This is a genomic window from Streptomyces sp. GQ60 (assembly GCF_059758875.1).
In genome coordinates, this window is record NZ_JCAXEG010000008.1 from 158,256 (window position 1) to 179,047 (window position 20,792).

18 protein-coding genes and 2 tRNA genes are annotated in these 20,792 nt (G+C 72.9%); 6 read left to right on the plus strand and 14 right to left on the minus strand.

The features are described 5' to 3' along the window. Positions 1-8 precede the first annotated feature (8 nt). The 6 genes from pdxT to pgsA all read right to left on the minus strand — a co-directional run bounded on the left by pdxT (position 9) and on the right by pgsA (position 5,395). Complete coding sequence (gene pdxT / locus AC6CKD_RS21510) at positions 9-599, minus strand: pyridoxal 5'-phosphate synthase glutaminase subunit PdxT (RefSeq protein WP_498329064.1); 591 nt, start codon at positions 597-599, stop codon at positions 9-11. An 8-nt stretch (positions 600-607) separates the two neighbouring features. Then, on the minus strand, positions 608-1,525 hold the full coding sequence (gene pdxS, locus AC6CKD_RS21515) for a pyridoxal 5'-phosphate synthase lyase subunit PdxS (protein ID WP_498329065.1): 918 nt from the start codon (positions 1,523-1,525) through the stop codon (positions 608-610). 153 nt (positions 1,526-1,678) lie between these two features. Further along, positions 1,679-2,218, minus strand: a complete 540-nt coding sequence (locus tag AC6CKD_RS21520; RefSeq protein ID WP_498329066.1) for a hypothetical protein — start codon at positions 2,216-2,218, stop codon at positions 1,679-1,681. 404 nt (positions 2,219-2,622) lie between these two features. Next, a complete protein-coding gene (locus tag AC6CKD_RS21525; RefSeq protein WP_498329067.1) occupies positions 2,623-3,786 on the minus strand; it encodes a glycosyltransferase family 4 protein in 1,164 nt (387 codons plus the stop codon). After that, positions 3,783-4,718, minus strand: coding sequence for a phosphatidylinositol mannoside acyltransferase (locus tag AC6CKD_RS21530; protein ID WP_498329068.1), 936 nt, complete (start codon positions 4,716-4,718; stop codon positions 3,783-3,785). The genes AC6CKD_RS21525 and AC6CKD_RS21530 overlap by 4 nt, the downstream gene beginning before the upstream one ends. Then, a complete protein-coding gene (gene pgsA, locus AC6CKD_RS21535) occupies positions 4,718-5,395 on the minus strand; it encodes a phosphatidylinositol phosphate synthase (protein WP_498329069.1) in 678 nt (225 codons plus the stop codon). Before pgsA ends, AC6CKD_RS21530 begins: the two co-directional genes overlap by 1 nt. 370 nt (positions 5,396-5,765) lie before the next feature. Between pgsA and AC6CKD_RS21540 the strand changes: the two genes are divergently transcribed. After that, on the plus strand, positions 5,766-7,979 hold the full coding sequence (locus tag AC6CKD_RS21540) for an elongation factor G-like protein EF-G2 (protein ID WP_498329070.1): 2,214 nt from the start codon (positions 5,766-5,768) through the stop codon (positions 7,977-7,979). A gap of 226 nt (positions 7,980-8,205) precedes the next feature. Beyond that, positions 8,206-9,876, plus strand: a complete 1,671-nt coding sequence (locus AC6CKD_RS21545) for an AbeC-like domain-containing protein (RefSeq protein ID WP_498329072.1) — start codon at positions 8,206-8,208, stop codon at positions 9,874-9,876. Positions 9,877-9,937: 61 nt separating this feature from the next. Here AC6CKD_RS21545 and AC6CKD_RS21550 read toward each other — a convergent pair whose 3' ends face one another. Then, positions 9,938-10,498 carry an HIT family protein gene (locus AC6CKD_RS21550; RefSeq protein WP_498329074.1) on the minus strand — a complete coding sequence of 187 codons (561 nt, stop codon included), beginning with the start codon at positions 10,496-10,498 and terminating at the stop codon, positions 9,938-9,940. Between the two features lie 67 nt (positions 10,499-10,565). Here AC6CKD_RS21550 and AC6CKD_RS21555 point away from each other — a divergent pair, with 67 nt between their 5' ends. Further along, the gene (locus tag AC6CKD_RS21555) at positions 10,566-11,231 is read left to right on the plus strand and encodes a potassium channel family protein (protein WP_498329075.1); all 666 of its coding nucleotides are present in this window, start codon (positions 10,566-10,568) and stop codon (positions 11,229-11,231) included. 31 nt (positions 11,232-11,262) lie between these two features. Here AC6CKD_RS21555 and thrS read toward each other — a convergent pair whose 3' ends face one another. Then, positions 11,263-13,239 (minus strand): threonine--tRNA ligase, encoded by a 1,977-nt coding sequence (gene thrS / locus AC6CKD_RS21560; RefSeq protein ID WP_498329077.1) that lies wholly within the window; start codon positions 13,237-13,239, stop codon positions 11,263-11,265. 170 nt (positions 13,240-13,409) lie between these two features. On the opposite strand from thrS, the gene AC6CKD_RS21565 reads away from it, so the two are divergent. After that, the gene (locus AC6CKD_RS21565) at positions 13,410-14,033 is read left to right on the plus strand and encodes a histidine phosphatase family protein (protein ID WP_498329079.1); all 624 of its coding nucleotides are present in this window, start codon (positions 13,410-13,412) and stop codon (positions 14,031-14,033) included. 15 nt (positions 14,034-14,048) lie between these two features. On the opposite strand, the gene AC6CKD_RS21570 is transcribed toward AC6CKD_RS21565, so the two are convergent. Further along, positions 14,049-15,269, minus strand: coding sequence for a hypothetical protein (locus AC6CKD_RS21570; protein WP_498329080.1), 1,221 nt, complete (start codon positions 15,267-15,269; stop codon positions 14,049-14,051). Continuing rightward, positions 15,269-15,847 (minus strand): DUF4365 domain-containing protein, encoded by a 579-nt coding sequence (locus AC6CKD_RS21575; protein WP_498329082.1) that lies wholly within the window; start codon positions 15,845-15,847, stop codon positions 15,269-15,271. Before AC6CKD_RS21575 ends, AC6CKD_RS21570 begins: the two co-directional genes overlap by 1 nt. Before the next feature lie 255 nt (positions 15,848-16,102). Here AC6CKD_RS21575 and AC6CKD_RS21580 point away from each other — a divergent pair, with 255 nt between their 5' ends. Further along, on the plus strand, positions 16,103-16,828 hold the full coding sequence (locus AC6CKD_RS21580; RefSeq protein WP_498329083.1) for a 3'-5' exonuclease: 726 nt from the start codon (positions 16,103-16,105) through the stop codon (positions 16,826-16,828). 95 nt (positions 16,829-16,923) lie between these two features. Here AC6CKD_RS21580 and AC6CKD_RS21585 read toward each other — a convergent pair. Both AC6CKD_RS21585 and AC6CKD_RS21590 read right to left on the minus strand, forming a co-directional pair. Continuing rightward, positions 16,924-16,995: transfer RNA gene (locus AC6CKD_RS21585), tRNA-Val, on the minus strand. A 38-nt stretch (positions 16,996-17,033) separates the two neighbouring features. Continuing rightward, positions 17,034-17,558 (minus strand): SRPBCC family protein, encoded by a 525-nt coding sequence (locus tag AC6CKD_RS21590; protein WP_498329085.1) that lies wholly within the window; start codon positions 17,556-17,558, stop codon positions 17,034-17,036. Positions 17,559-17,672: 114 nt separating this feature from the next. On the opposite strand from AC6CKD_RS21590, the gene AC6CKD_RS21595 reads away from it, so the two are divergent. Then, positions 17,673-20,045 carry an SCO7613 C-terminal domain-containing membrane protein gene (locus tag AC6CKD_RS21595; protein WP_498329087.1) on the plus strand — a complete coding sequence of 791 codons (2,373 nt, stop codon included), beginning with the start codon at positions 17,673-17,675 and terminating at the stop codon, positions 20,043-20,045. An 85-nt stretch (positions 20,046-20,130) separates the two neighbouring features. Here the strand turns inward: AC6CKD_RS21595 and AC6CKD_RS21600 are convergent. Beyond that, positions 20,131-20,202 (minus strand) — tRNA-Val (locus tag AC6CKD_RS21600). A gap of 69 nt (positions 20,203-20,271) precedes the next feature. After that, complete coding sequence (locus AC6CKD_RS21605) at positions 20,272-20,721, minus strand: TIGR02611 family protein (RefSeq protein ID WP_498329088.1); 450 nt, start codon at positions 20,719-20,721, stop codon at positions 20,272-20,274. Positions 20,722-20,792: the final 71 nt, after the last annotated feature.

Here is a 20,792-nt window from a genome sequence, read left to right on the forward strand (position 1 = left end):
GGACGCCGTTACAGCCCCGCGCGCACCATGTCGACGAAGTACGCGTGGACCCTGTCGTCGCCCGTGAGCTCGGGGTGGAACGAGGTGGCGAGGACATTGCCCTGGCGCACGGCGACGGTGTGGCCGTCGTACGTGGCGAGCACCTCGGCGGCTCCGCCGACGGACTCGACCCAGGGGGCCCGGATGAAGACGCCCTCGACGGGGCCGCCCTCGATGCCGGCGAAGTCGACCTGCGCCTCGAAGGACTCGTTCTGCCGGCCGAAGGCGTTGCGGCGCACGATCATGTCGATGCCGCCCAGGGTCTCCTGGTCCTCACGGCCGTCCAGGAGCTTGTCGGCGAGCATGATCATGCCGGCGCAGGTGCCGTAGACCGGCATCCCGGCCCGTACGCGCTCGCGCAGCGGCTCCAGCATGCCGAACAGCACGGCGAGCTTCGACATGGTCGTGGACTCGCCGCCGGGGATCACCAGGGCGTCGACCTCGGCGAGCTCCTCGGGACGCCGGACCGGCCTGGCCACGGCGTCAGCCGAGGCCAGGGCGATCAGGTGCTCCCGTACGTCGCCCTGGAGCGCCAGGACACCGATCACGGGGATGGTCATGGTGATGACTACCAGCCGCGGTTGGCGTAGCGCTCGGACTCGGGGAGGGTGTCGCAGTTGATGCCGACCATGGCCTCGCCCAGGTTGCGGGAGGCGTCCGCGATGATCTTCGGGTCGTCGTAGAAGGTGGTGGCCTTCACGATGGCGGCGGCGCGCTTGGCCGGGTCGCCCGACTTGAAGATGCCGGAGCCGACGAAGACGCCCTCGGCACCGAGCTGGCGCATCAGCGCGGCGTCGGCGGGGGTGGCGACGCCACCGGCGGAGAACAGCACGACCGGGAGCTTGCCGAGCTCGGCGACCTCCTTGACCAGCTCGTACGGGGCGCGCAGGTCCTTGGCGGCGGCGAACAGCTCGTTGTTGTCGTAGCCGCGCAGGCGGGCGATCTCGTTCTTGATCTGGCGCAGGTGGCGGACGGCCTCGACGACGTTGCCGGTGCCGGCCTCGCCCTTCGAGCGGATCATGGCCGCGCCCTCGGCGATGCGGCGCAGGGCCTCGCCCAGGTTGGTGGCGCCACAGACGAAGGGAGTGGTGAACGCCCACTTGTCGGAGTGGTTGACCTCGTCGGCCGGGGTCAGGACCTCGGACTCGTCGATGTAGTCGACGCCGAGGGACTGGAGGACCTGGGCCTCGACGAAGTGGCCGATGCGGGACTTCGCCATGACCGGGATGGAGACGGCCTCGATGATCTCTTCGATCATGTTCGGGTCGGACATCCGGGCGACGCCGCCGTCCTTGCGGATGTCGGCGGGGACCCGCTCCAGGGCCATGACGGCCACGGCGCCGGCGTCTTCGGCGATCTTCGCCTGCTCGGCGTTGACCACATCCATGATCACGCCGCCCTTGAGCTGCTCGGCCATGCCGCGCTTGACGCGGGAGGTGCCGATCGCCGAGTCGGCGGACTGCGTGGTGGAGGGAAGCGTGCTCACGGATTGACCTCACTCGAAAGGAAGATTCAGGCGCTACTGGTGATGGCTGCCGGCGACCTGGTGGTACTCGACCGAGGAAACCCTCTCGACCAGTCCACGGCAAGGGCCAATGTGCAGCCGGTGGCTCCTTGCGATTTGGCCATTGGGTACAAGTTACGGCCGCTCGGCCAGATCCACCGGAGGCTCGTCGTCCATCTCGAAGGCCAGCGGGAAGGGAGCGTGGCCCGCCAGCCGGAACCAGCGGACCTTGCGGTGCCGGCGCAATGCCCGGGCCGCGCGCACGGCGTCGTTGAGGAACCGCCGTGCCATCGGCACCCTGCGCACCGCCGCCGCGAGCTCCTCGGCGGCCTCCGCCCCTCCCGGGGCCGCCTTGAGCACGTCGACCTGTTCCGCATCGGCGAAGACGGCGCGCAGGGCCTGGCTGAGCTCGCTCTCGGCGACCTCGCGGTGCTCCTCCTCCGCTTGGCGGGCGGCGTGCCCGGCCTCGTACAGGACGAGGGAGGAGGCGGGGTCCAGCACCCCGGAGGTCGCGACCTCCACCACGACGGAGGCCCGGCGAACGAGCTGCGCGTCGAGGGCGGCCCGGGCGGCGTCCATCCGGGAGTGCAGCCGGTCGAGCCGCCCGGCGGACCAACTGAGGTACACCCCGACGAGGCCGAGGCCGAGGGCAATCCAGACAAGGGTTTCGATCACGGGCGGCGACTCTACCTCTCGACGCGCCCCTCGCACGGCTCGGCCCTGGCGGGCCTCCCCGGCTTCGCCGCGCTGCGCCGGACTCCGTCCGGCGGTGGTCGGTCGGCGGGCCGCCACTGCCAGTGGGCGCGCGGCCGGTGAGCGGGCGCGGCCGGGTCTGCCCTGCGGGGCGAAGTCCCCTACCCGCCCTTCGCCCGTTCCCCGGGCTGCGCCCGAACCCCTGGGGCTCCACACCAAGCGGCCCCACGGTCAGGGCCGACGTCGGCCCGAATCCAGCCCCTCCGGCGTTTGAGGAGCGGGGGTCCGGGGGCCGGCCCCCGGGATCGGCGCCGCGCGCGGGAACGAGTCCGGGGCGCAGCCCCGGAGAACGTGCGAACCGGGCGGCACACGCGGAGGCGGGCCGGTCACGTGTCGCGGGACAGGCCCAGGCGGGTGCGGAGCGGGACGCGCTCGTCCTCGGCGACTGCCGCCGCGCCGTCGGTCACCGTTTCGTAGACGGCCAGGATGTCCGCCGCCACCGTCGACCAGTCGAAGCGGCGTACGTGGGCCGAGCCGCGGGTGCTCAGTTCCGCGCGCCGGGCGGGGTCGCGCAGGAGGGCGATCGCCGAGGTGGCCAGGGAGGCGGGGTCCTCGTTCGAGAACAGGGCTCCCGCCGCCCCCTGGTCCAGGACCTGCGCGAAGGCGTCGAGGTCGGCGGCGAGGACGGCCGCCCCGGCCGAGAGGGCCTCGACCAGGATGATGCCGAAGCTCTCGCCGCCCGTGTTCGGAGCCACGTACACGTCGACGCTGCGCAGCAGCCGGGCCTTGTCCTCGTCGGAGACCATGCCGAGGAACTCGACCCGGGAGCGGAGCTCGGGCGGCAGGGAGGCGACCGCCTCCTCCTCGTCGCCGCGGCCCGCCACCAGGAGGCGTACGTCCGGGCATTCCGCGACGATGCGGGGGAAGGCCGCCATGAGGACCGGCAGGCCCTTGCGCGGTTCGTCGATGCGGCCGATGAAGCCGAGGGTCTGGCCCGACCAGGCCGGGTTCGGGTCGGCCTTGGCGAAGAAGTCCACGTCCACGCCGTTGGGGATGACCACCGCGTCCCCGCCGAGGTGCTCGACCAGCGTGCGCCGCGCGTACTCGCTCACCGCGATGCGCGCGCTGATCTTCTCCAGCGCCGGCTGCAGGATCGGGTACGCGGCGAGCATCGCCCGGGAGCGCGGGTTGGAGGTGTGGAAGGTGGCCACGATCGGCCCCTGTGCCGCCCAGCAGGTCAGCAGGCCCAGCGACGGGGCGGTCGGCTCGTGGATGTGGACCACGTCGAAGACCCCGTCGTGCAGCCAGCGCCGCACGCGGGCCGCCGACAGGAAGCCGAAGTTGAGCCGGGCGACCGACCCGTTGTACGGCACCGGTACCGCCCGCCCCGCCGAGACCACGTACGGGGGCAGCGGGGTCTCGTCGTCCGACGGGGCCAGGACCGACACCTGGTGGCCGAGGCCGATCAGGTGTTCCGCCAGGTCCCGGATGTGGAACTGGACCCCGCCGGGGACGTCCCAGGAGTACGGGCAGACGATGCCGATCTTCACGCGGAGTGCTCCTCGGGCCTGCCGGCGGTGTCGGTGGTCGGTCGCAGGTCCTCCAGCCACAGACGCTGGAGCATGTGCCAGTCCTGCGGGTGTTCGGCGATGCCCTGCGCGAAGGCGTCGGCGACCGCCTGCGTCATGACGGCCGTCTTCTCCTGCCGGGTGCCCTGCTCGGGGATCTCCACCGGGGGGTGGATCCGGCCGTACATCTGCGGCGCGTCCCCGTAGTACAGGGTGGCCGGGAGCAGGACCGCGCCCGTCTGCAGGGCGAGCAGCGCCGGGCCGGCCGGCATGCGCGCCGCCGAGCCGAAGAAGTCCACTTCCACCCCGGAGGCCGACAGGTCCCGGTCCGCGACCAGGCAGACGAGCCCGCCGGAGCGCAGCCGCCGGGCGAGCGTGCCGAAGGCGGCGCCGCCGTTGTGCGGGACCACCTCCATGCCCAGGCTCTCGCGGTAGGCGACGAAGCGGTCGTAGAGGGTCTCCGGCTTGAGCCGCTCGGCGACCGTGGTGAAGGGAACTCCGATGTGGGTGACGGCCCAGGCGCCGGCGAGGTCCCAGTTGGCGAGGTGCGGGAGGGCCACCACCACTCCGCGCCCGGAGGCCAGTGCCTCGCGCAGGATGTGGTCGTCCTTCATCTGCACGTCGGTGCTGAATCGTTCCTTGGCCATGGTCGGCAGGCGGAAGGATTCCATCCAGTACCGCATGTAGGAGCGCATGCCCGCGTGCGACAGCTCGCGCAGCCCCTCCGGCGTGGCGTCCGGCACCACCCGGGCCAGGTTCGACTCCAGGCGCAGCACGCTCTTGCCGCGCCGCTTCCAGGCGAAGTCCGCGATCCGCCGGCCGAGGGCCGCCGCGGCCGGCTCGGGCAGCTTCTTGACCCCGGCCCAGCCGAGCCCGTAGAGCCCGTCGACCAGCTTGTCCTGTGCCTTGCCCATCAGGGCGTACCGCCTTCGGAGGGAGCGCCGGCGGCAGTGGCGGCGGCGTCGGCCTCCGCCGATTCGCGCCGTACGGTCACCACGCGCTGGATCAGGGTCACGAGCGAGCCCGCCGCGACCACCCACAGCGCGATCGGCAGCAGCAGGCCGATCCACGAGGGGGCGCCGAAGGTCTCCAGGCCGGACAGGCCGGCCGCGACCAGCGTGATCACCAGGCGCTCGGCGCGCTCGATGAGCCCGTTGACGGCCACCGGCAGCCCGATCGACTCGCCGCGGGCCTTGGTGTACGAGACCACCTGGCCGCTGGCCAGGCAGAAGATGGCGACCGCGCAGAGCGCGTTGTTGTTCCCGGAACCCGCGTACCAGAGCGCGAGCCCGCCGAAGATCGCCGCGTCCGCCACCCGGTCGAGGGTGGAGTCGAGGAACGCGCCCCACCGGCTGGAGACGCCGGCCTGGCGGGCCATGTTCCCGTCCACCAGGTCGGAGAAGACGAAGAGCGTGATGGTGATCGTGCCCCAGAAGAGCTCGCCCATGGGGAAGAAGACCAGGGCTCCGGCCACCACTCCGGCCGTGCCGATGAGGGTGACCGCGTCGGGACTCACTCCCATCCGGAGCAGAAGAGCGGCGAATGGCGTGAGAACACGCGTGAAGAATGCACGCGCGTACTTGTTCAGCATGGCCTTCCCGGAGGGTCGCTGGGCCGCACGGCCACCACGGCCACCGGCTGGCCCATCGTAGCCAGGGCCCCGGCCCATCGGCGCCGCGCACCCACCGGTTCACACGACGCGGTCCGCTCTCGGGCCGTTCGCCGCGTCCCGGCGGCCCTTCCGGCGGCCCTTCCCGGCTGCCTCCCGGCTGCCTCCCAGCGGCCCTTCCGACTGCCTTCCGGCGCCCTTCCGGCTGCCTCCCGGCGGCGCCCGCCGCGGCTCCGCCGCTCCCGCGGCCGCGGTTCCGGTACGACGTATGGACGGGGTGTGACGGCAGTGCAAAGCTCGAAGGAGGCCTTTTCCTCTGCATTCCCCCTCCAAGTCGGGAGGCACGAGCATCGTGGGAGCCGCATCACACCAATCCGGAGCCGCCGGAAGAGCACCGACGGCCGACCGCCCGGCCTCCGTACGGAACGTCGTGCTGGTCGGCCACAGCGGAGCCGGCAAGACCACCCTGGTCGAAGCCCTGGCCCTGACCGCAGGCGCCGTGAACCGGGCCGGGCGCGTCGAGGACGGCGCCACCGTCTCCGACTACGACGAGATGGAGCACCGCCGCCAGCGCTCCATCCAGCTCTCGCTGGTCCCCGTGGAGTGGGCCGGCATCAAGATCAACATTCTGGACACCCCCGGATACGCCGACTTCGTCGGAGAGCTCCGGGCCGGACTGCGCGCCGCCGACGCGGCCCTCTTCGTGGTCTCGGCCGCCGAGGACGGAGAGGGTCTCTCCGGAGCCACCCGGATGGTCTGGGACGAATGCGCCGCCGTCGGCATGCCGCGCGCCATCGTCGTGACCCACCTGGAAGCCGCCCGCGCCGACTACACGCAGATGACCGCGGTGTGCGGCGACGCCTTCGGAGCGGACGACCCCGATGCCGTGCGCCCGCTCTACCTGCCCCTGCACGGCCCCGCCGGTCCCGACGGCCGCGCGCCGGTGGCCGGACTGCTCGGACTGCTCTCCCAGCGCGTCTACGACTACACCTCCGGCGACCGCGTCGAACGCGACCCGGACCCCGGCGAGCTCGCCCTGATCACCGACGCCCGCGCCCGGCTGATCGAGGGGATCATCGCCGAGAGCGAGGACGAGACGCTCATGGACCGCTACCTCGGCGGCGAGGACATCGACCTCAAGACCCTGGTCGACGACCTGGAGCGGGCCGTCGCCCGCGGCACCTTCCACCCCGTCCTGATGGCCGCCCCCGCCGCCGACGGCGCCCGCAAGGGCCTGGGCACCGTAGAACTCCTCGAACTGATCACCGGCGGCTTCCCCACCCCGCTGGAGCGTGCGCCCGTCGGCGTCACCACCCCCGACGGCGCGGCCCGCCCCGCGGTCACCTGCGATCCCGACGGGCCGCTCGTCGCCGAGGTGGTGAAGACCTCCTCCGACCCCTACGTCGGCCGCGTCTCGCTCGTCCGCGTCTTCTCCGGCACCCTGCGACCCGACGAGACGGTCCACGTGAGCGGCCACGGGCTGACGGACCGCGGGCACGAGGACCATGACGTCGACGAGCGCATCGGCGCCCTGACCTCCCCCTTCGGCAAACAGCAGCGCACCCTCGACCGCTGCATCGCGGGCGATCTGGCCTGCGTGGCCAAACTCACCCGCGCCGAGACCGGCGACACCCTCTCGGCCAAGGACCGCCCCCTCCTGATGGAGGCCTGGTCCATGCCCGACCCGCTGCTCCCCCTCGCCATTGAGGCCCACAGCAAGGCCGACGAGGACAAGCTCTCCCAGGGCCTGGCCCGGCTGGTCGCCGAAGACCCGACGATGCGGCTCGAACAGAACCCGCACACCCGCCAGCTCGTCCTGTGGTCCCTCGGCGAAGCCCACCAGGACCTCGCCCTCGAACGGCTGCGCACCCGGTACGGGGTCCAGGTCGACCCGGTCCCGCACAAGGTCAGCCTCCGCGAGACCTTCGGCGCCAAGGCCGGCGGCCGCGGGCGGCACGTCAAACAGTCCGGCGGGCACGGCCAGTTCGCCATCTGCGAGATCGAGGTCGAGCCGCTCCCGCCGGGCAGCGGCATCGAGTTCGTCGACAAGGTCGTCGGCGGAGCGGTGCCGCGCCAGTTCATCCCGTCCGTGGAGAAGGGCGTCCGCGCGCAGGCCGCCCGGGGGCTCGCGGCCGGCTACCCGCTGGTCGACGTACGCGTCACCCTGCTCGACGGCAAGGCCCACTCGGTGGACTCCTCCGACGCCGCCTTCCAGACCGCCGGCGCCCTGGCCCTGCGCGAAGCCGCCGCCGGGGCCTCCGTCCAGCTCCTCGAACCGGTCGCCGAGCTCGCCGTGGTCGTTCCCGACGAGTACGTCGGTCCCGTCATGAGCGACCTCGCCGGCCGCCGGGGCCGCGTCGTCGGCACCGACGCGGCCGGCGCCGGCCGCACCCGGGTCCTCGCCGAGATCCCCGAGATCGAGATCGGCCGGTACGCCGTCGAGCTGCGCTCCGTGTCGCACGGCACGGGGCTGTTCAGCCGTACGTACGCGCGCCACGAGCCGATGCCGCCGCAGATAGCGGACAAGCTGCGCGAACAGTCAGAGAAGGGAAGTCAACTGACATAGCGTCACTCTGGCCGCCCATCCAACCAGGTTGCGGTGGGCGGCATTTACCTGTCCCATGACCACGGGGAAGAATCGGCCGATAGGCTCGTCCGCGCGTGAGGCGGCCAGGCCGAACGGGTAGACCAAGCGGACAGGGTGGGAACGCCGCACCGGGAACACCACCCGGAGCCGGCGGCATCGCGGGCAGGCCCGCACACGAGTACGACGCACAGCGATGGGGGCAGCGGTGGCGGACGACGGATTCGACTTCAGGCCCGGGGCACAGGTCCCGCTCCAGGGCGGCGGCGGCCAGACGGCCGCGACCAACGCCCTCGCCTCCGCCGCCTACCGGGACGGCGGGCGCGACACCAAGCTGGAAGACATACTCAAGGCCAACAACGACTACCACGAGTCCGTGGTCAAACCCGGCAAGATCTCCCTGCTCGCCCCCAATCTCGGCGAGGCCTTCTGCCGCGCGGTCGAGGCCCGCACCATCCCGCCGACCCGCAAGCCCCTGATCCAGTCCTTCGGCGCCGACCCGCAGACCGTCGTCGAGCACTGCCTGGCCGCCTCCCGCATCCGCAAGGAGCGCGACCGCAAGCTGCGCCTGATCATGCTCGTCTGCGGGGCCGTGTTCCTCCCCGGCCTCCTGCTGTGGCTCGGCCTGTTCTGGGCCCGCAAGGCCCTGGCCGCCTCCGAGGCCAAGCGGGCCTCCTGGATGGGCACGGCGCTCCTCGTCGGCGTGGGCCTCGTGGTCGCCGTGCTCATGTTCCGGCTCCCGGTGACCGGCTTCCTGGGCCTCTACGTCCGCGCCATGGTCATCGCCCCGGTCTTCGGCTGGTTCCTCGCCCGCCGGCTCTGCGAGGCCACCGCGGAAGACCTGCGCTCCCGCTGGGACGGGCTCATCGCGGGCGGCGGCGGGGTGGCCGCCAAGATCCCGGAGGCCGTCCCCGGCAACCCCGACGAGAAGGCCCGCGAGGACCTGCGCCACTCCCTGGCCAAACTCACCGCCGAGGACCGCAGCAACGCCGTCTTCTACGCGGGCCCCAAGGGCATACTCGGCATGGGAACCCGCTGGGGCAGCTGGCAGATGGCCGAGGAGCTCACTCCCAAGAACGAGGGCTCCGAGATCCACCCGTTCCGCAGCTGGGACGTCATACGCGCGATCGACACCCAGTTGCGCAAGCTGGAGCGCGGCCCCCTGCACACCGGCGGCCTCCCGCCCGCCTCGATCCAGCACTGGATCGTCAGCCCGGTCGGCGAGGGCGCCAAGGAAGTGACCCGCCCCAGCGGAGCGGACGTGGACACCTTCCTGGTCAAGCCGCACGAGATCACCCGGATCTGCAACGAGCAGCAGTTCAGCGCCGGCAACCGGCACTACCTCGGCATCCAGTACCCGCTCTGGGACGGCCAGCTCGTGATCACCATGCTGGTCACGGTCACCGTGCTCTACAAGACCCTGCGCGTGGAGGTCACCGGCCACGCCCTCGGCCCGGTGCACGGCCTGTTCACCACCAAATCGGCGGCCCCGGTGGACGAGGTCGCCAAATCCGTGCGCTTCTGGGAAACCATGGAGCTCAAGCGACCGGTGGTCGACACGAACGAGGTGGTACGGCTCGCCGTGCGCGCCCCCTTCACCTGGTACCCGCCGCTCCTGGACTTCCTGGGCGGCAAGCTCGTCCTCCCGGAGCCCTTCGGCGTCCGCCACGTCTGGGCCGGCCAGCCGTGGCGCCACCGCTTCATGGCGGACGACGCGATGCGCGCCGCGACCCCGGTCCTGCGGGCGGTGCACACCGCCGCGATGCGGGTCCTGGAGGAGAACGGGGTCGACACCGAACGCTTCACCAACCGCTCGATGATCGTCAGCGGTCTGGTCCAGGACGCCGCACCGCGCAAGGCCGACGTCTACGACGCGTGAGAGCGCGCGGACGCCCGCGCCCGGCCGGCACGCGCACGGCCGGCACGCGCCCCGACAGGCCCTAGTCGGAGGGCCAGGCGTCGGCGAGCATCTGACGGGTGTCCGCGAGGAGTTGGGGCAGCACCTTGGTGTGGCCCACGACCGGCATGAAGTTCGTGTCCCCGCCCCAGCGGGGCACGATGTGCTGGTGCAGGTGCGCGGCGATGCCGGCGCCGGCGGCATGGCCCTGGTTCATGCCGATGTTGAACCCGTGCGCACCCGAGGCCTTGCGCAGCGCGACCATGGCCCGCTTCGTGAGGTCGGCGAGTTCGAGGGTCTCGGCGGCGTCCAGGCCCGTGTAATCGGCGACGTGCCGGTACGGCACGACCATCAGGTGGCCGCCGTTGTACGGGTAGAGGTTCAGCACGGCGTAGACGTGCTTGCCCCGGGCCACGACCAGCCCGTCCTGGTCCGACATGTCCGGAATCCCGCAGAAGGGACAGCCGTCCCCGGCCTCCGGCCCGGTCGGCTTGTTCTCCCCCTGGATGTAGGCCATCCGGTGGGGCGTCCACAGACGCTGGAACGCGTCCTGCGTGCCCACACCGATCTGCTGCTCCGGCTCAATCGTCATGGGATGCAGCATATGACCTTGCCTCCGAGCGGCGTGTCGCCGGGGCGAACACCGGTGGGCGGGCGGCAATGCTGAACCCATGAGCGATGCACCCGAGACCGGTGACCAGGACTGGGAACGCCGGACCGAGCTGCCGCTGTTCTACGCCTCCCTGCTCTTCCTCGCCGGCTACACGGTCTCCGTGCTGGCCTACCGGGCCCACCCGCTGTGGCGGGACGTCGGCCTCGGCGTGGTCGCCCTGATGTGGGCCTGCTTCATCGTGGACTACGTCGCCCGGCTGTTCCTGAGCCGCATGCGGCCGCTGCGCTTCGTCCGCGTGCACTGGCTGGACACCCTGATCGTGCTGCTGCCGATGCTGCGGCCGCTGCGCATGGTCAAGGTCCACGACGCGGTCCAGGCCCGGCGCCGCCGCCCGCGCCGGGGGCTGTACGCGCGGGTGATGTCGTACGCAGGCCTGTCGGCCGGGCTGCTCGGGTTCGCGGGCGCGCTCGGGGTCTACCACTTCGAGCGCCGGGCTCCCGGGGCCACGATCCACACCTTCGGCGACGCCGTCTGGTGGGTGTGCGAGACGCTGACCACGGTGGGCTACGGGGACATGGCCCCGGTCACCCCGGTGGGCCGGATCATCGCCGCGTTCTTGATGGCGGGCGGTCTGGCGCTGCTGGGCGCGGTGACGGGCTCGTTCTCCTCCTGGATGCTCCAGGTGTTCCGGCGCCAGGACGAGGAGGAGCCCCCGGGGACCTGAGGTCCCCGGGGGCTCCGGGCCGTCACGGCGGTCACACCTGGACGCGGCGCTCCACGACGTCGACGAGCTTGGCCAGCGCCTGGTCGCGCGGGACGCCGTTCTCCTGCGAACCATCGCGGTAGCGGAAGGAGACGGTGCCCGCGGCCATGTCCTCGTCACCGACGATGATCATGAAGGGGACCTTCAACTTCTGCTGGTTCCTGATCTTCTTCTGCATCCGGTCGGAGGAGGCGTCCACCTCGACGCGCAGGCCCTTCCTCTTCGCCTCGGCGGCGAACTCCTGCAGGTACTCGATGTGCGAGTCGCCGATCGGGATGCCGACCGCCTGGACCGGGGCGAGCCACGGCGGCATGACGCCCGCGTAGTGCTCCAGCAGTACGGCGAAGAACCGCTCGATGGAACCGAACAGCGCACGGTGGATCATGACCGGCCGCTGCTTGGTGCCGTCGGGGCCGGTGTACTCCAGGTTGAAGCGCTCCGGCAGGTTGAAGTCGAGCTGCACGGTCGACATCTGCCAGGTGCGGCCGATCGCGTCACGGCACTGGACCGAGATCTTCGGACCGTAGAACGCGGCGCCGCCCGGGTCCGGGACCAGGGGCAGGCCCTGCTTCTCGGCGACCTGCTGGAGGGTGGCGGTGGCCTCTTCCCAGATCTCGTCCGAGCCGACGAACTTCTCCGGGTCCTTGGTGGACAGCTCCAGGTAGAAGTCGGTCAGACCGTAGTCGCGGAGCAGGTTCAGCACGAAGGTCAGGGTGCGGTCGAGCTCCTCCGCCATCTGCTCCTTGGTGCAGTAGATGTGCGCGTCGTCCTGGGTGAAGCCGCGCGAGCGGGTCAGGCCGTGCACGACGCCGGACTTCTCGTACCGGTACACGGTGCCGAACTCGAAGAGGCGCAGGGGCAGTTCACGGTAGGAGCGGCCGCGCGCGTCGAAGATCAGGTTGTGCATCGGGCAGTTCATGGGCTTGAGGTAGTAGTCGGTACCACCGTCGAGCTGCATGGGGGGGTACATGCCCTCCGCGTACCAGTCCAGGTGGCCGCTCTTCTCGAAGAGGGTGCCCTTGGTGGCGTGCGGGGTGTAGACGAACTCGTAGCCCTCTTCCTCGTGCCGCTTGCGCGAGTAGTCCTCCATGGTGCGCCGGATGACGCCGCCGCGCGGGTGGAAGACGGCCAGGCCGGAGCCGATCTCGTCCTGTACGGAGAACAGGTCGAGCTCGGTGCCGAGCTTGCGGTGGTCGCGCTTCTCGGCCTCGACGAGGAAGTCGAGGTGGGCCTTCAGCTCCTCCTTCGACGGCCACGCGGTGCCGTAGATGCGCTGGAGCATCGGGTTCTTCTCGCTGCCGCGCCAGTAGGCGGCGGCGTTGCGCATCAGCTTGAACGCCGGGATGTTGCGGGTGGTGGGCAGGTGGGGGCCTCGGCAGAGGTCCTTCCAGCACAGGTCGCCGGTCTTGGCGTCGAAGTTGTCGTAGATGGTCAGCTCGCCGCCGCCCACCTCGACGTTCGCGCCGTCGTCGGTCGACGCCGAACCCTTGATGCCGATGAGCTCCAGCTTGTACGGCTCGTTCGCGAGTTCCTCGCGGGCCGCCTCGTCGGTGACGACGCGGCGGGCGAAGCGCTGGCCGCGCTTCTGGATCTCCTGCATCTTCTTCTCGATGGCCTTGAGGTCATCGGGGGTGAAGGGCTTCGCGACGTCGAAGTCGTAGTAGAAGCCGTCCCGGACCGGCGGGCCGATGCCCAGCTTGGCCTCGGGGAACAGTTCCTGCACGGCCTGGGCCATGACGTGCGCGGTGGAGTGGCGCAGGATGTCGAGGCCGTCCGGGGAGGAGATCTCCACGGGCTCGACGGTCTCGCCGTCCCGCACCTCGTACGCGAGGTCCTTCAGCTCGCCCGCGATGCGCGCGGCGACGATGGTGCGCTCGCCGGCGAAGAGCTCTGCCGCCGTAGTGCCCGTGGCCACCACGCGCTCGTCCCGCTCGGAATCGCGTTGGATGAACACACGGACGTCTGACACCGGTCTCTCCTGACTCAGGGGGTGCGCGAGCGAACACTGCGCGCCTGAATCGTACCGAGCGGATGGGCTGAGCCGCTAAACGGTTACCGCCCGGGCCTGTGGGAACCGCCGCCGGAGGCGGCGGCGTCCCCGGATGTACAAGATCGTTGATGGGCGCGGAGGAGTGTGTGATGACCGGCACGGCTACCCGATACCTCTATCTGGTGCGGCACGGCGAGGCGGCGTCGGACGAGAGCGGGCTGACGGAAGGCGGCCGCCGGCAGGCCGTGCTGCTCGGCCGGCGCCTGCGCGGCATCCCCCTCAACGCCGTTCACCACGGCCCGCTGCCCCGGGCCGAGCAGACCGCACGCCTGATCGGCGACCAGCTGGGCGACGTCCCCCTGCACGTCTCGGACGTCGCCGGCGACTACGTTCCTTACGCGCCGGCGCGCGAAGAGCTTCCGGCGGAGTCCGCGGACCTCTTCCTGCGCTTCCTCGCCGGGGCCGGCGAGGAGGAGCGGGAGCGGGGACCCGCGCTGGCCCGGCGGGCGCTGGACCTGTTCACCGGGCCGGTGGACGGCGCGGAGGACCGGCACGAGCTGGTCGTCACCCACAACTTCCTGGTCGCCTGGCTCGTCCGGGACGCCATGGACGCGCCGCGGTGGCGATGGCTCGGTCTCAGCCACGCCAACGCCGCTCTCACGGTCATCCGGTACCCGCCCGGCCGGCCGGCCTCCGTCCTCGTCTCCAACGACATGAGGCACCTGCCCGCCGAGCTGCGCTGGACCGGCTTTCCCCCCGAGGCACACGTCTAGGCCGCCGGGGCTTGCCTAGTCGTCCGACGGCAGCGCGTCCCCCGCGTCGAGGGACTCATCCAGCGACTTCATCAGCCGGTCCCGCTCGACCTCGTCCATCGGGACCGGCCTGACATCGGCGGCGTCCGTCAGGCGGCGGAATCCGCCCCGGCGCTGCAGGCGCCCGCTGACCCGGATCGGCAGTCCGACCAGGTGCGCGTGGCCGGCCACCCGGTACGACTCCTCGTCGAGCACCACCCGGACGTACGGGATCTCCGCCCCGGCGAGGATCCGCAGCCGGACCGTGCCCCCGCCGCCCGGGGCCGACCTCCGCATCCGGACCACCGCGCCCGCCACCCGGACCGGTACCGCCGGTTCGTCCCGCGTGTACCGGGCGGCCGCCTCCCGGAGCACCGGGAGGTCGCCGGGCGAGAACTCCACCGGCTCCGGCCGGGCCGCGCACCCCGCCGGGACCCCCGCCGCCGGAGCCCACGCGAGGGTCACCCGGGCCCCCTCCGAGCCGTGGACCAGCGAGATGAGCGCTTCCGCGAGCTCCCGGCTGACCCCGGCCTCGACCGCCGCGTCGAAGGCCTCCATGCCCCCGGTGGCCCGCTGGTAGTCCACGGCCTCGCGGGCGGCGTGCAGCGCGTGGTGCAGCCGGGTCACGGTGCCGCGGCCCCCGTCGACGGGGACGTACGCGGTCAGCCGCCGGCCGCCCGGAGCCGGCCCGACCAGGACCCCGTCCAGCGCACGCTCCGCCTGGCCCCGGTGCCGGGCCCCGTAGTACCCGGCCCGTGCCCGGTCGGCCAGCGCCCCGGCGAGGAGCAGCTGGCGCGCGGCCGAGCGGAGCTGCTCCTGGACGGTCCAGTCGGCCTCGCCCTGGAGCCCGTACGCGCCCCTCGGGATCTCCCGCTCCCAGCGGATCTCGTCGCTCGGCACGCTGAGCCCGTACAGCACCTCGCGCGCCGACGGCAGCGCGCTGCGCGAGAGCGCGGTGAGCGCCTCTTCGAGCAGGTCGGCGCAGTCGGGGAAGGCCCGGCTCTCCGGGACGAGGAGGCTGGTGCCGCCGCTGCCCGTGGCGTACGGGGCGGGCGGCGTCCAGCGCCCGTACCGTCCGGCGGCGCCGCCGCGGCGCAGCCAGCCGTGCCGGTGCAGCAGTGCGCCGAGCACGAGCGGATCGACCTGCGCGGGATCGGGGGCGCCCGCCGCGAACTCCGGTGGGGAGAGCGGCTCCAGGTGCGGTGACTGCCAGTTCATCAAGGTGTCCCTCCCGACCCGACCCGGGTCATGATCTCGCAGAGCGCCCGGTCGTCGAAGATCCGCGTGGTCGGGATCCGTACGGTGGTCCGGCGCCGGCCGGTCACGGGGTGTCCGGCGAGATTGGTCCAGTAGCAGCAGTGCCGCAGGTCGAGCCGGTCGTGTCCGGCGCTCAGCCATTGGTCGCGTTCCCGCGGGACGAGCATCACGACGAGGATCTTGTGCACGGCGACCGGCGTGCGGGCCAGCTTCACCAGGTGCTCGTTGTCGAGGGTGAAGCCGAAGGTGGGCCCGGCCGGTCTGGGCGGTATCTGGTAGGTCGCCTTGAGCTGGACCTTGATGGTGACCTCGTCGTCGACGACGTGCTCGGGAGCGCCGTGGCTGACGTGCCAGTCGATGCCGTTGTCGGGAAAGGGCTGGGACAGCGAGCAGCCGGCCGCGGCGACGACGGCGTGCAGGTATCCCACCTGGAGGGTCTCCATGCAGGCGGTGGTGGCGAGCGTGCCGCGCAGCGGGTCGGTCCGCGGATCGATCCGCCCAGCGAGCACCCCGCCCGGTTCGGGCTGCGCGAGCGCCATGGCCGGCTCCCCATGCCTTCCGGGCTGTCCCGTTTCAAGCAGCCGTGTCAGGCCGCGTCAGGTCCGTTTCAGGGTGTCGGGGTTGACGACCGGTCATGTGTGCGGCCCCCCAGTTGAGTTGTCTCCGCAGTCGGCGTCCCGCAAACGGCGTACGGGGCAAAGAGCCCGGGTATCACCGTTTCGGGCAAGGGTGGCGGGGCCTGGGGCGCGGTGCCCGGGTGGGGCCATCTGCCGACGGGTGACGAGGAGTTCGCCATGACACGCTGGTACGAGGGCCCGCTGGCCGCATTCGACACGGAGACGACCGGGGTGGACGTGGAGCGGGACCGGATCGTGTCCGCCGCGCTCATCGTGCAGGAGTGCGCGGGCGGCCGGATCCGCTCGACGCGCTGGCTGGTCAATCCCGGCATCCCGGTACCTCCGGGGGCCACGGAAGTGCACGGTCTGACCGATGACCACCTCCAGCGCAACGGCCGGTGGCCCGCGCCGGTGGTGGAGGAGATAGCCCGCGCGCTCGGGGAGCAGCAGGTGGCGGGCCGGCCGGTGGTGGTGATGAACGCGCCGTTCGATCTCACCCTGCTGGACCGGGAGTTGCGCAGGCACCGGGCGTCCTCGCTGGCCCGGTACCTGGACAACCGGCCGCTGACGGTGCTGGACCCGCGGGTGCTGGACAAGCATCTGGACCGCTACCGCAAGGGGCGCCGGACGCTGACGGATCTGTGCGCGCACTACGGGATAGACCTGGAGGGTGCCCATGACGCGGGCGCGGACGCGCTGGCTTCCCTGGAGCTGGTACGGGCCGTGGGGCGCCGGTTCGCCGGCCGGCTGGAGCGGCTGACGCCGGCGGAGCTGCACACGCTCCAGCAGGTGTGGCACGCGGCGCAGGCGCGGGGACTCCAGGCGTGGTTCGCGCGGCAGGGCACGCCGGAGCCGGTGGATCCGCACTGGCCGCTGCGGCCGGAGCTGCCCGCCGCGGCGTGACGGGGAGGGCGAGGAGCGCGGGTCCCGGCGGGCTCGCGCGCGGCCCCGTACATGCGGAAGGCCGGTCCGTCAGCAGACGGACCGGCCTGTCCCGGTGGGCGATACTGGGATCGAACCAGTGACCCCTTCGGTGTGAACGAAGTGCTCTCCCGCTGAGCTAATCGCCCGGGAACGGACTGAACAATACAGAAGGCTCGGGGCTGGTTCAAACCGCTTCCCACCGGGACGCCAGATGTGCGGCGAGCCCGCGCCGTCCGGCCCGCATCATCAGGGTGTGGTTGAGCCGGAACACCGGCCGCCCGGGGAACGCGAGCAGCCGCATGAGGGGACGGCGCACCTCGACCTCCTGCTCGTACAGGGCCCGCGTACCGCCGGACCGCGGACGCACGGTCCAGCGCGCCCAGCCCTCCAGGTCGCCGCGCAGGGCGACCTCCAGGATGCCGCGCCCGGGGTCCCGCAGGAGTTCGGCCGCGCTCACGCGCAGGGTGTACGGGAGGGCGGAGCGGATGAGGGCGGTGCCGCTGCTCCCGTCGCCGCCCGGAACGACGGCGCGTATCTGGGGCCACCACAGGGGGTAGGACTCGGGGCGCTCCAGCGCCGCGAAGACCCGGGCGGGCGCGGCGTCGAGGTCCCACACGCTGCGGAAGCGGTAACGGGTCCACCGGCCGCCGGTGTTGGCGGCGGCGGCACGGCTCCTGCAGGGCGTGCCGCTGCGGCTGCTTCGGTCCATGCCCCCAGTCTTGCGCGCGGCTGCGGCGCACGCCGGGTACTCAGCCGGAACTCACCCGGAGATGAGTACGCGCACCCATGTCCTGACGGGGTGACGGGCACCACACTCCGAACCATGGACAACCCCCTGCCGCCGGCCGAGGAGCTCGTGCTCATCGACCGCGAACTGATCCAACTCGACGCCCGGCGCCACTTCCTGCTGAGCCGGCGTGCCTGGCTGCTGGGTGCCCAGGCCCCCCTCGCGTGGGGCGCTCCGGCCCGGCCGGCCGTGCCCGCGCGGGGGAAGGAGGCCTCGGCTCCGGGTGCGCAGAACGTGCTGCTGGTCCTGGGCGCGGTCCTGCTGGCCGTCGCGGCGCTGGCGTTCACGCTGGTCAGCTGGGGCTCCCTGGGGATCGCCGGGCGCAGCGCGGTGCTCGCCGTGGTGACGGCGGCGGCGCTGGGCGCCCCGGTGGCGCTGCTGCGCCGGGGGCTGCGCTCGACCGCCGAGGCGGTGGCCGCCGTCGGCCTGCTGCTGACGGTGCTGGACGCGTACGCGCTGTACGCCGTCGGCATGCCGGGGGTGGACGGCACGGCGTACGCGGCCACCGCGGCCGCAGTGCTCGCGGCGGTGTGGGCGGCCTACGGCCGGCTGCCGGCCGCGCGGGCGCTGCGGGCCCCCGTGCCCGCGGCCCTGCTGACGGCGCAGCTCCCGTTGCCGCTGGCGGCGCTGGCGGGCGGCGCGACCGGGCCGGAGCTGGGCTGGGCGCTGCTGGCGACGGCGGGCCTGGACGCGGGGCTCGCGCTGCTCCGGCCGGGACGCTGGTCCTCCTGGGCGGCGGCGGCGGGCTCGGTCGTGGGCGGGGCGGCGCTGCTGACGGGTCTGGCGGAGTCGGTGACGGCGGAGTCGGCGGGCGCGGCGGTGGGCTCGTCGGCGCTGCTGGCGGCGTTCTCGGTCCTGGCGGTGGCGGTGGCGTGGCGCCCCTCCCGGATGTCGGCGGCGTTCGCCGCGGTCGGCGCCCTCGCGGCGGTGGCGGCGCTCGGCGGCCTGGCCGCGCCGGAGCTGCGCCCGCCCTGGGACGCGGTGGGGTACCTGGTGGTGGCCCTGCCCCTGCTGGGAGCGCTACGGGTCTCCGGGCTCCCGGAGCCGGTCCGGCGCGGCCTCGCCCTGGCCGGTGCCGGGGTGGCCGCCCTGGAGGCGGTGACCGCCGTGGCCTGGGTGGCCACGGTGCTGGCGGGCCGGCTGCGGGTGCTGGAGGAGGTGTGGTCGGCGACCACGCCCGCAGCGGCGCCCGCGAACGGTCCGGGGCTCGCTCCGCTGGTGGCGCTGCTGCTGACGGCCGGTGCCGCGTGGTGGCTGGCCCGGGTGCTCCCGGGGCGCCCCGAGTCGGGGGTGGCGGCGGTGGTGCTGGGCTGGGCGGCGCTGTTCACCGCTCCCGTGGTGCTCGACGCGGCCCCCGGCGCGGTCTTCGCGGCCCAGCTCGCGGTGACGCTGGCCGCGGGCGCGCTCGCGCTGCGGTCCGGGGCGGCGGCCGGCCTCGGCGTCGCCGTGAGCGCGGGGTTCGCGGCGGGCGCCTGCGCGCTGGCGGGGGCCGTGAGCGTGTCCGTGGCGGCCCTGGACGGCCGGCTGGCCACCTTCGGGGTGCTCGGCCTGCTGGGGGCCGCCTGCGCGGCGGGAGCGGCGTACCGGCCCGCTCCGGTGTGGGCCCGCGCGGGGGCGGCGGCCCTCGCCGTCGGGTACGCGGCGCTGCTCGCGGTGGCGCTGGGCGCGCTGCTGGAGCGGCCGGTGGCCTGGTGGGCGCCGCCGGTGCTGGCGGTTCCGGCGGCGGTGGCGGCGCTCGGGCCGCGGCTGGGCGCCGTACGGGTCCCGACGGAGGCCGCCGCGGCCGCCTCGGGCCTCCTCGCGGTGGCCCTGGCCGCCGGGGACGCTCCGGTGCTCGCGCTGGTCCTGGCCCTGGCCGGAGTGGTGTGCGCGGCGGCGGCGGTGCGGCCCGAGCGCCGGTCCGCGGCGGGCTGGCCGGCCGGGGCGCTGTTCCTCGCGGCGACCTGGGTGCGGCTCGCGGCTTCGGAGGTGACGGTGCCCGAGGCGTACACCCTGCCGGTGACGGCGGCGGCGCTGGCCGTGGGATTCCTGCGGCGGCGCCGTGATCCGCTGGCCGGGTCCTGGACGGCGTACGGGCCGGGTCTGGCGGCGACCCTGCTGCCGAGCACCCTCGCGGTGTGGGGCGACCCGCACTGGCTGCGGCCGCTGCTGCTGGGAACCGCCGCGCTCGCGGTGACCCTGGCCGGTGCCCGCGGCCGGCTCCGGGCGCCCCTGCTGCTGGGCGGGGCGACGCTGACGGCGGTGGCGCTGCACGAGCTGACCCCGTACGTGGTCCAGGTCGTGGACGCGCTGCCGCGCTGGCTGCCGCCGGCCCTGGCGGGGGTGCTGCTGCTGGTGGTGGGGGCCACCTACGAGAAGCGGCTGCGCGACGCCCGCCGACTGCGGGATGCCATCGGCCGGCTGCGGTAGGCCGGACGGGTCCGGGACCGGGGCCGGACGGGTGAAAACGCCAGAGGCCCGGAGACTGTGAAAGTCTCCGGGCCTCTGGTCCGGGTGGGCGATACTGGGTTCGAACCAGTGACCCCTTCGGTGTGAACGAAGTGCTCTCCCACTGAGCTAATCGCCCGGACGCACCGCAAACATTACCGCATGTCAGCGGCGCTCTCCGCCATGGCCGGACGAGGGCCGGACGGGCTCACCCCACCTCGCGCTTCCAGGGCAGCACGAGCCCGTACTTCCACAGGTAGAAGCCGATCAGGACGCCCGCGATCACGAGACCGGCGCTGGTCAGGATGATGTTGCGGCGGCGGACCTTCGGGTCCAGGGCCTTCTGGGCGGCCTCGGTGACCTTGCGCCTGGTCCAGCGCAGGACGAGGTGGGCCCAGGCGAATTCGGTGGCCCAGATCGCCAGGCCCGCGAAGATCGCCACCCAGCCCGGTCCGGGCAGGACCAGCATGGCGATGCCCGCGCCGATGACGGCGAGGCCGACGACGAAGACGCCGACCTGCCAGCTCAGGTGCAAGCCCCGGCGGGCCTTGATGAAGGCCGGCGCCTTGGAGACGTGCGGCGTCTTCTCGGCGGCCTCGGACCCCGCTGCGGATCCGTCTGCGGACTCATTGGTCTCGCGGTCACTCCCCGTGTTCATGGGGTCGAATCTACCCGAGGTCCCAGCACACGCGAATGTCGGTTTGGATCCGCCGTACGGGGGACCCAGAG

What these genes read in the sequence shown, in the direction of transcription:
- pdxT (WP_498329064.1), bottom strand. Translation starts at nt 599, where the DNA reads ATGACCATCCCCGTGATCGGTGTCCTGGCGCTCCAGGGCGACGTACGG.
- AC6CKD_RS21530 (WP_498329068.1), bottom strand. Translation starts at nt 4,718, where the DNA reads ATGGGCAAGGCACAGGACAAGCTGGTCGACGGGCTCTACGGGCTCGGC.
- pgsA (WP_498329069.1), bottom strand. Translation starts at nt 5,395, where the DNA reads ATGCTGAACAAGTACGCGCGTGCATTCTTCACGCGTGTTCTCACGCCA.
- AC6CKD_RS21550 (WP_498329074.1), bottom strand. Translation starts at nt 10,498, where the DNA reads ATGCTGCATCCCATGACGATTGAGCCGGAGCAGCAGATCGGTGTGGGC.
- AC6CKD_RS21555 (WP_498329075.1), top strand. Translation starts at nt 10,566, where the DNA reads ATGAGCGATGCACCCGAGACCGGTGACCAGGACTGGGAACGCCGGACC.
- AC6CKD_RS21565 (WP_498329079.1), top strand. Translation starts at nt 13,410, where the DNA reads ATGACCGGCACGGCTACCCGATACCTCTATCTGGTGCGGCACGGCGAG.
- AC6CKD_RS21570 (WP_498329080.1), bottom strand. Translation starts at nt 15,269, where the DNA reads ATGAACTGGCAGTCACCGCACCTGGAGCCGCTCTCCCCACCGGAGTTC.
- AC6CKD_RS21575 (WP_498329082.1), bottom strand. Translation starts at nt 15,847, where the DNA reads ATGGCGCTCGCGCAGCCCGAACCGGGCGGGGTGCTCGCTGGGCGGATC.
- AC6CKD_RS21580 (WP_498329083.1), top strand. Translation starts at nt 16,103, where the DNA reads ATGACACGCTGGTACGAGGGCCCGCTGGCCGCATTCGACACGGAGACG.
- AC6CKD_RS21590 (WP_498329085.1), bottom strand. Translation starts at nt 17,558, where the DNA reads ATGGACCGAAGCAGCCGCAGCGGCACGCCCTGCAGGAGCCGTGCCGCC.
- AC6CKD_RS21595 (WP_498329087.1), top strand. Translation starts at nt 17,673, where the DNA reads ATGGACAACCCCCTGCCGCCGGCCGAGGAGCTCGTGCTCATCGACCGC.
- AC6CKD_RS21605 (WP_498329088.1), bottom strand. Translation starts at nt 20,721, where the DNA reads ATGAACACGGGGAGTGACCGCGAGACCAATGAGTCCGCAGACGGATCC.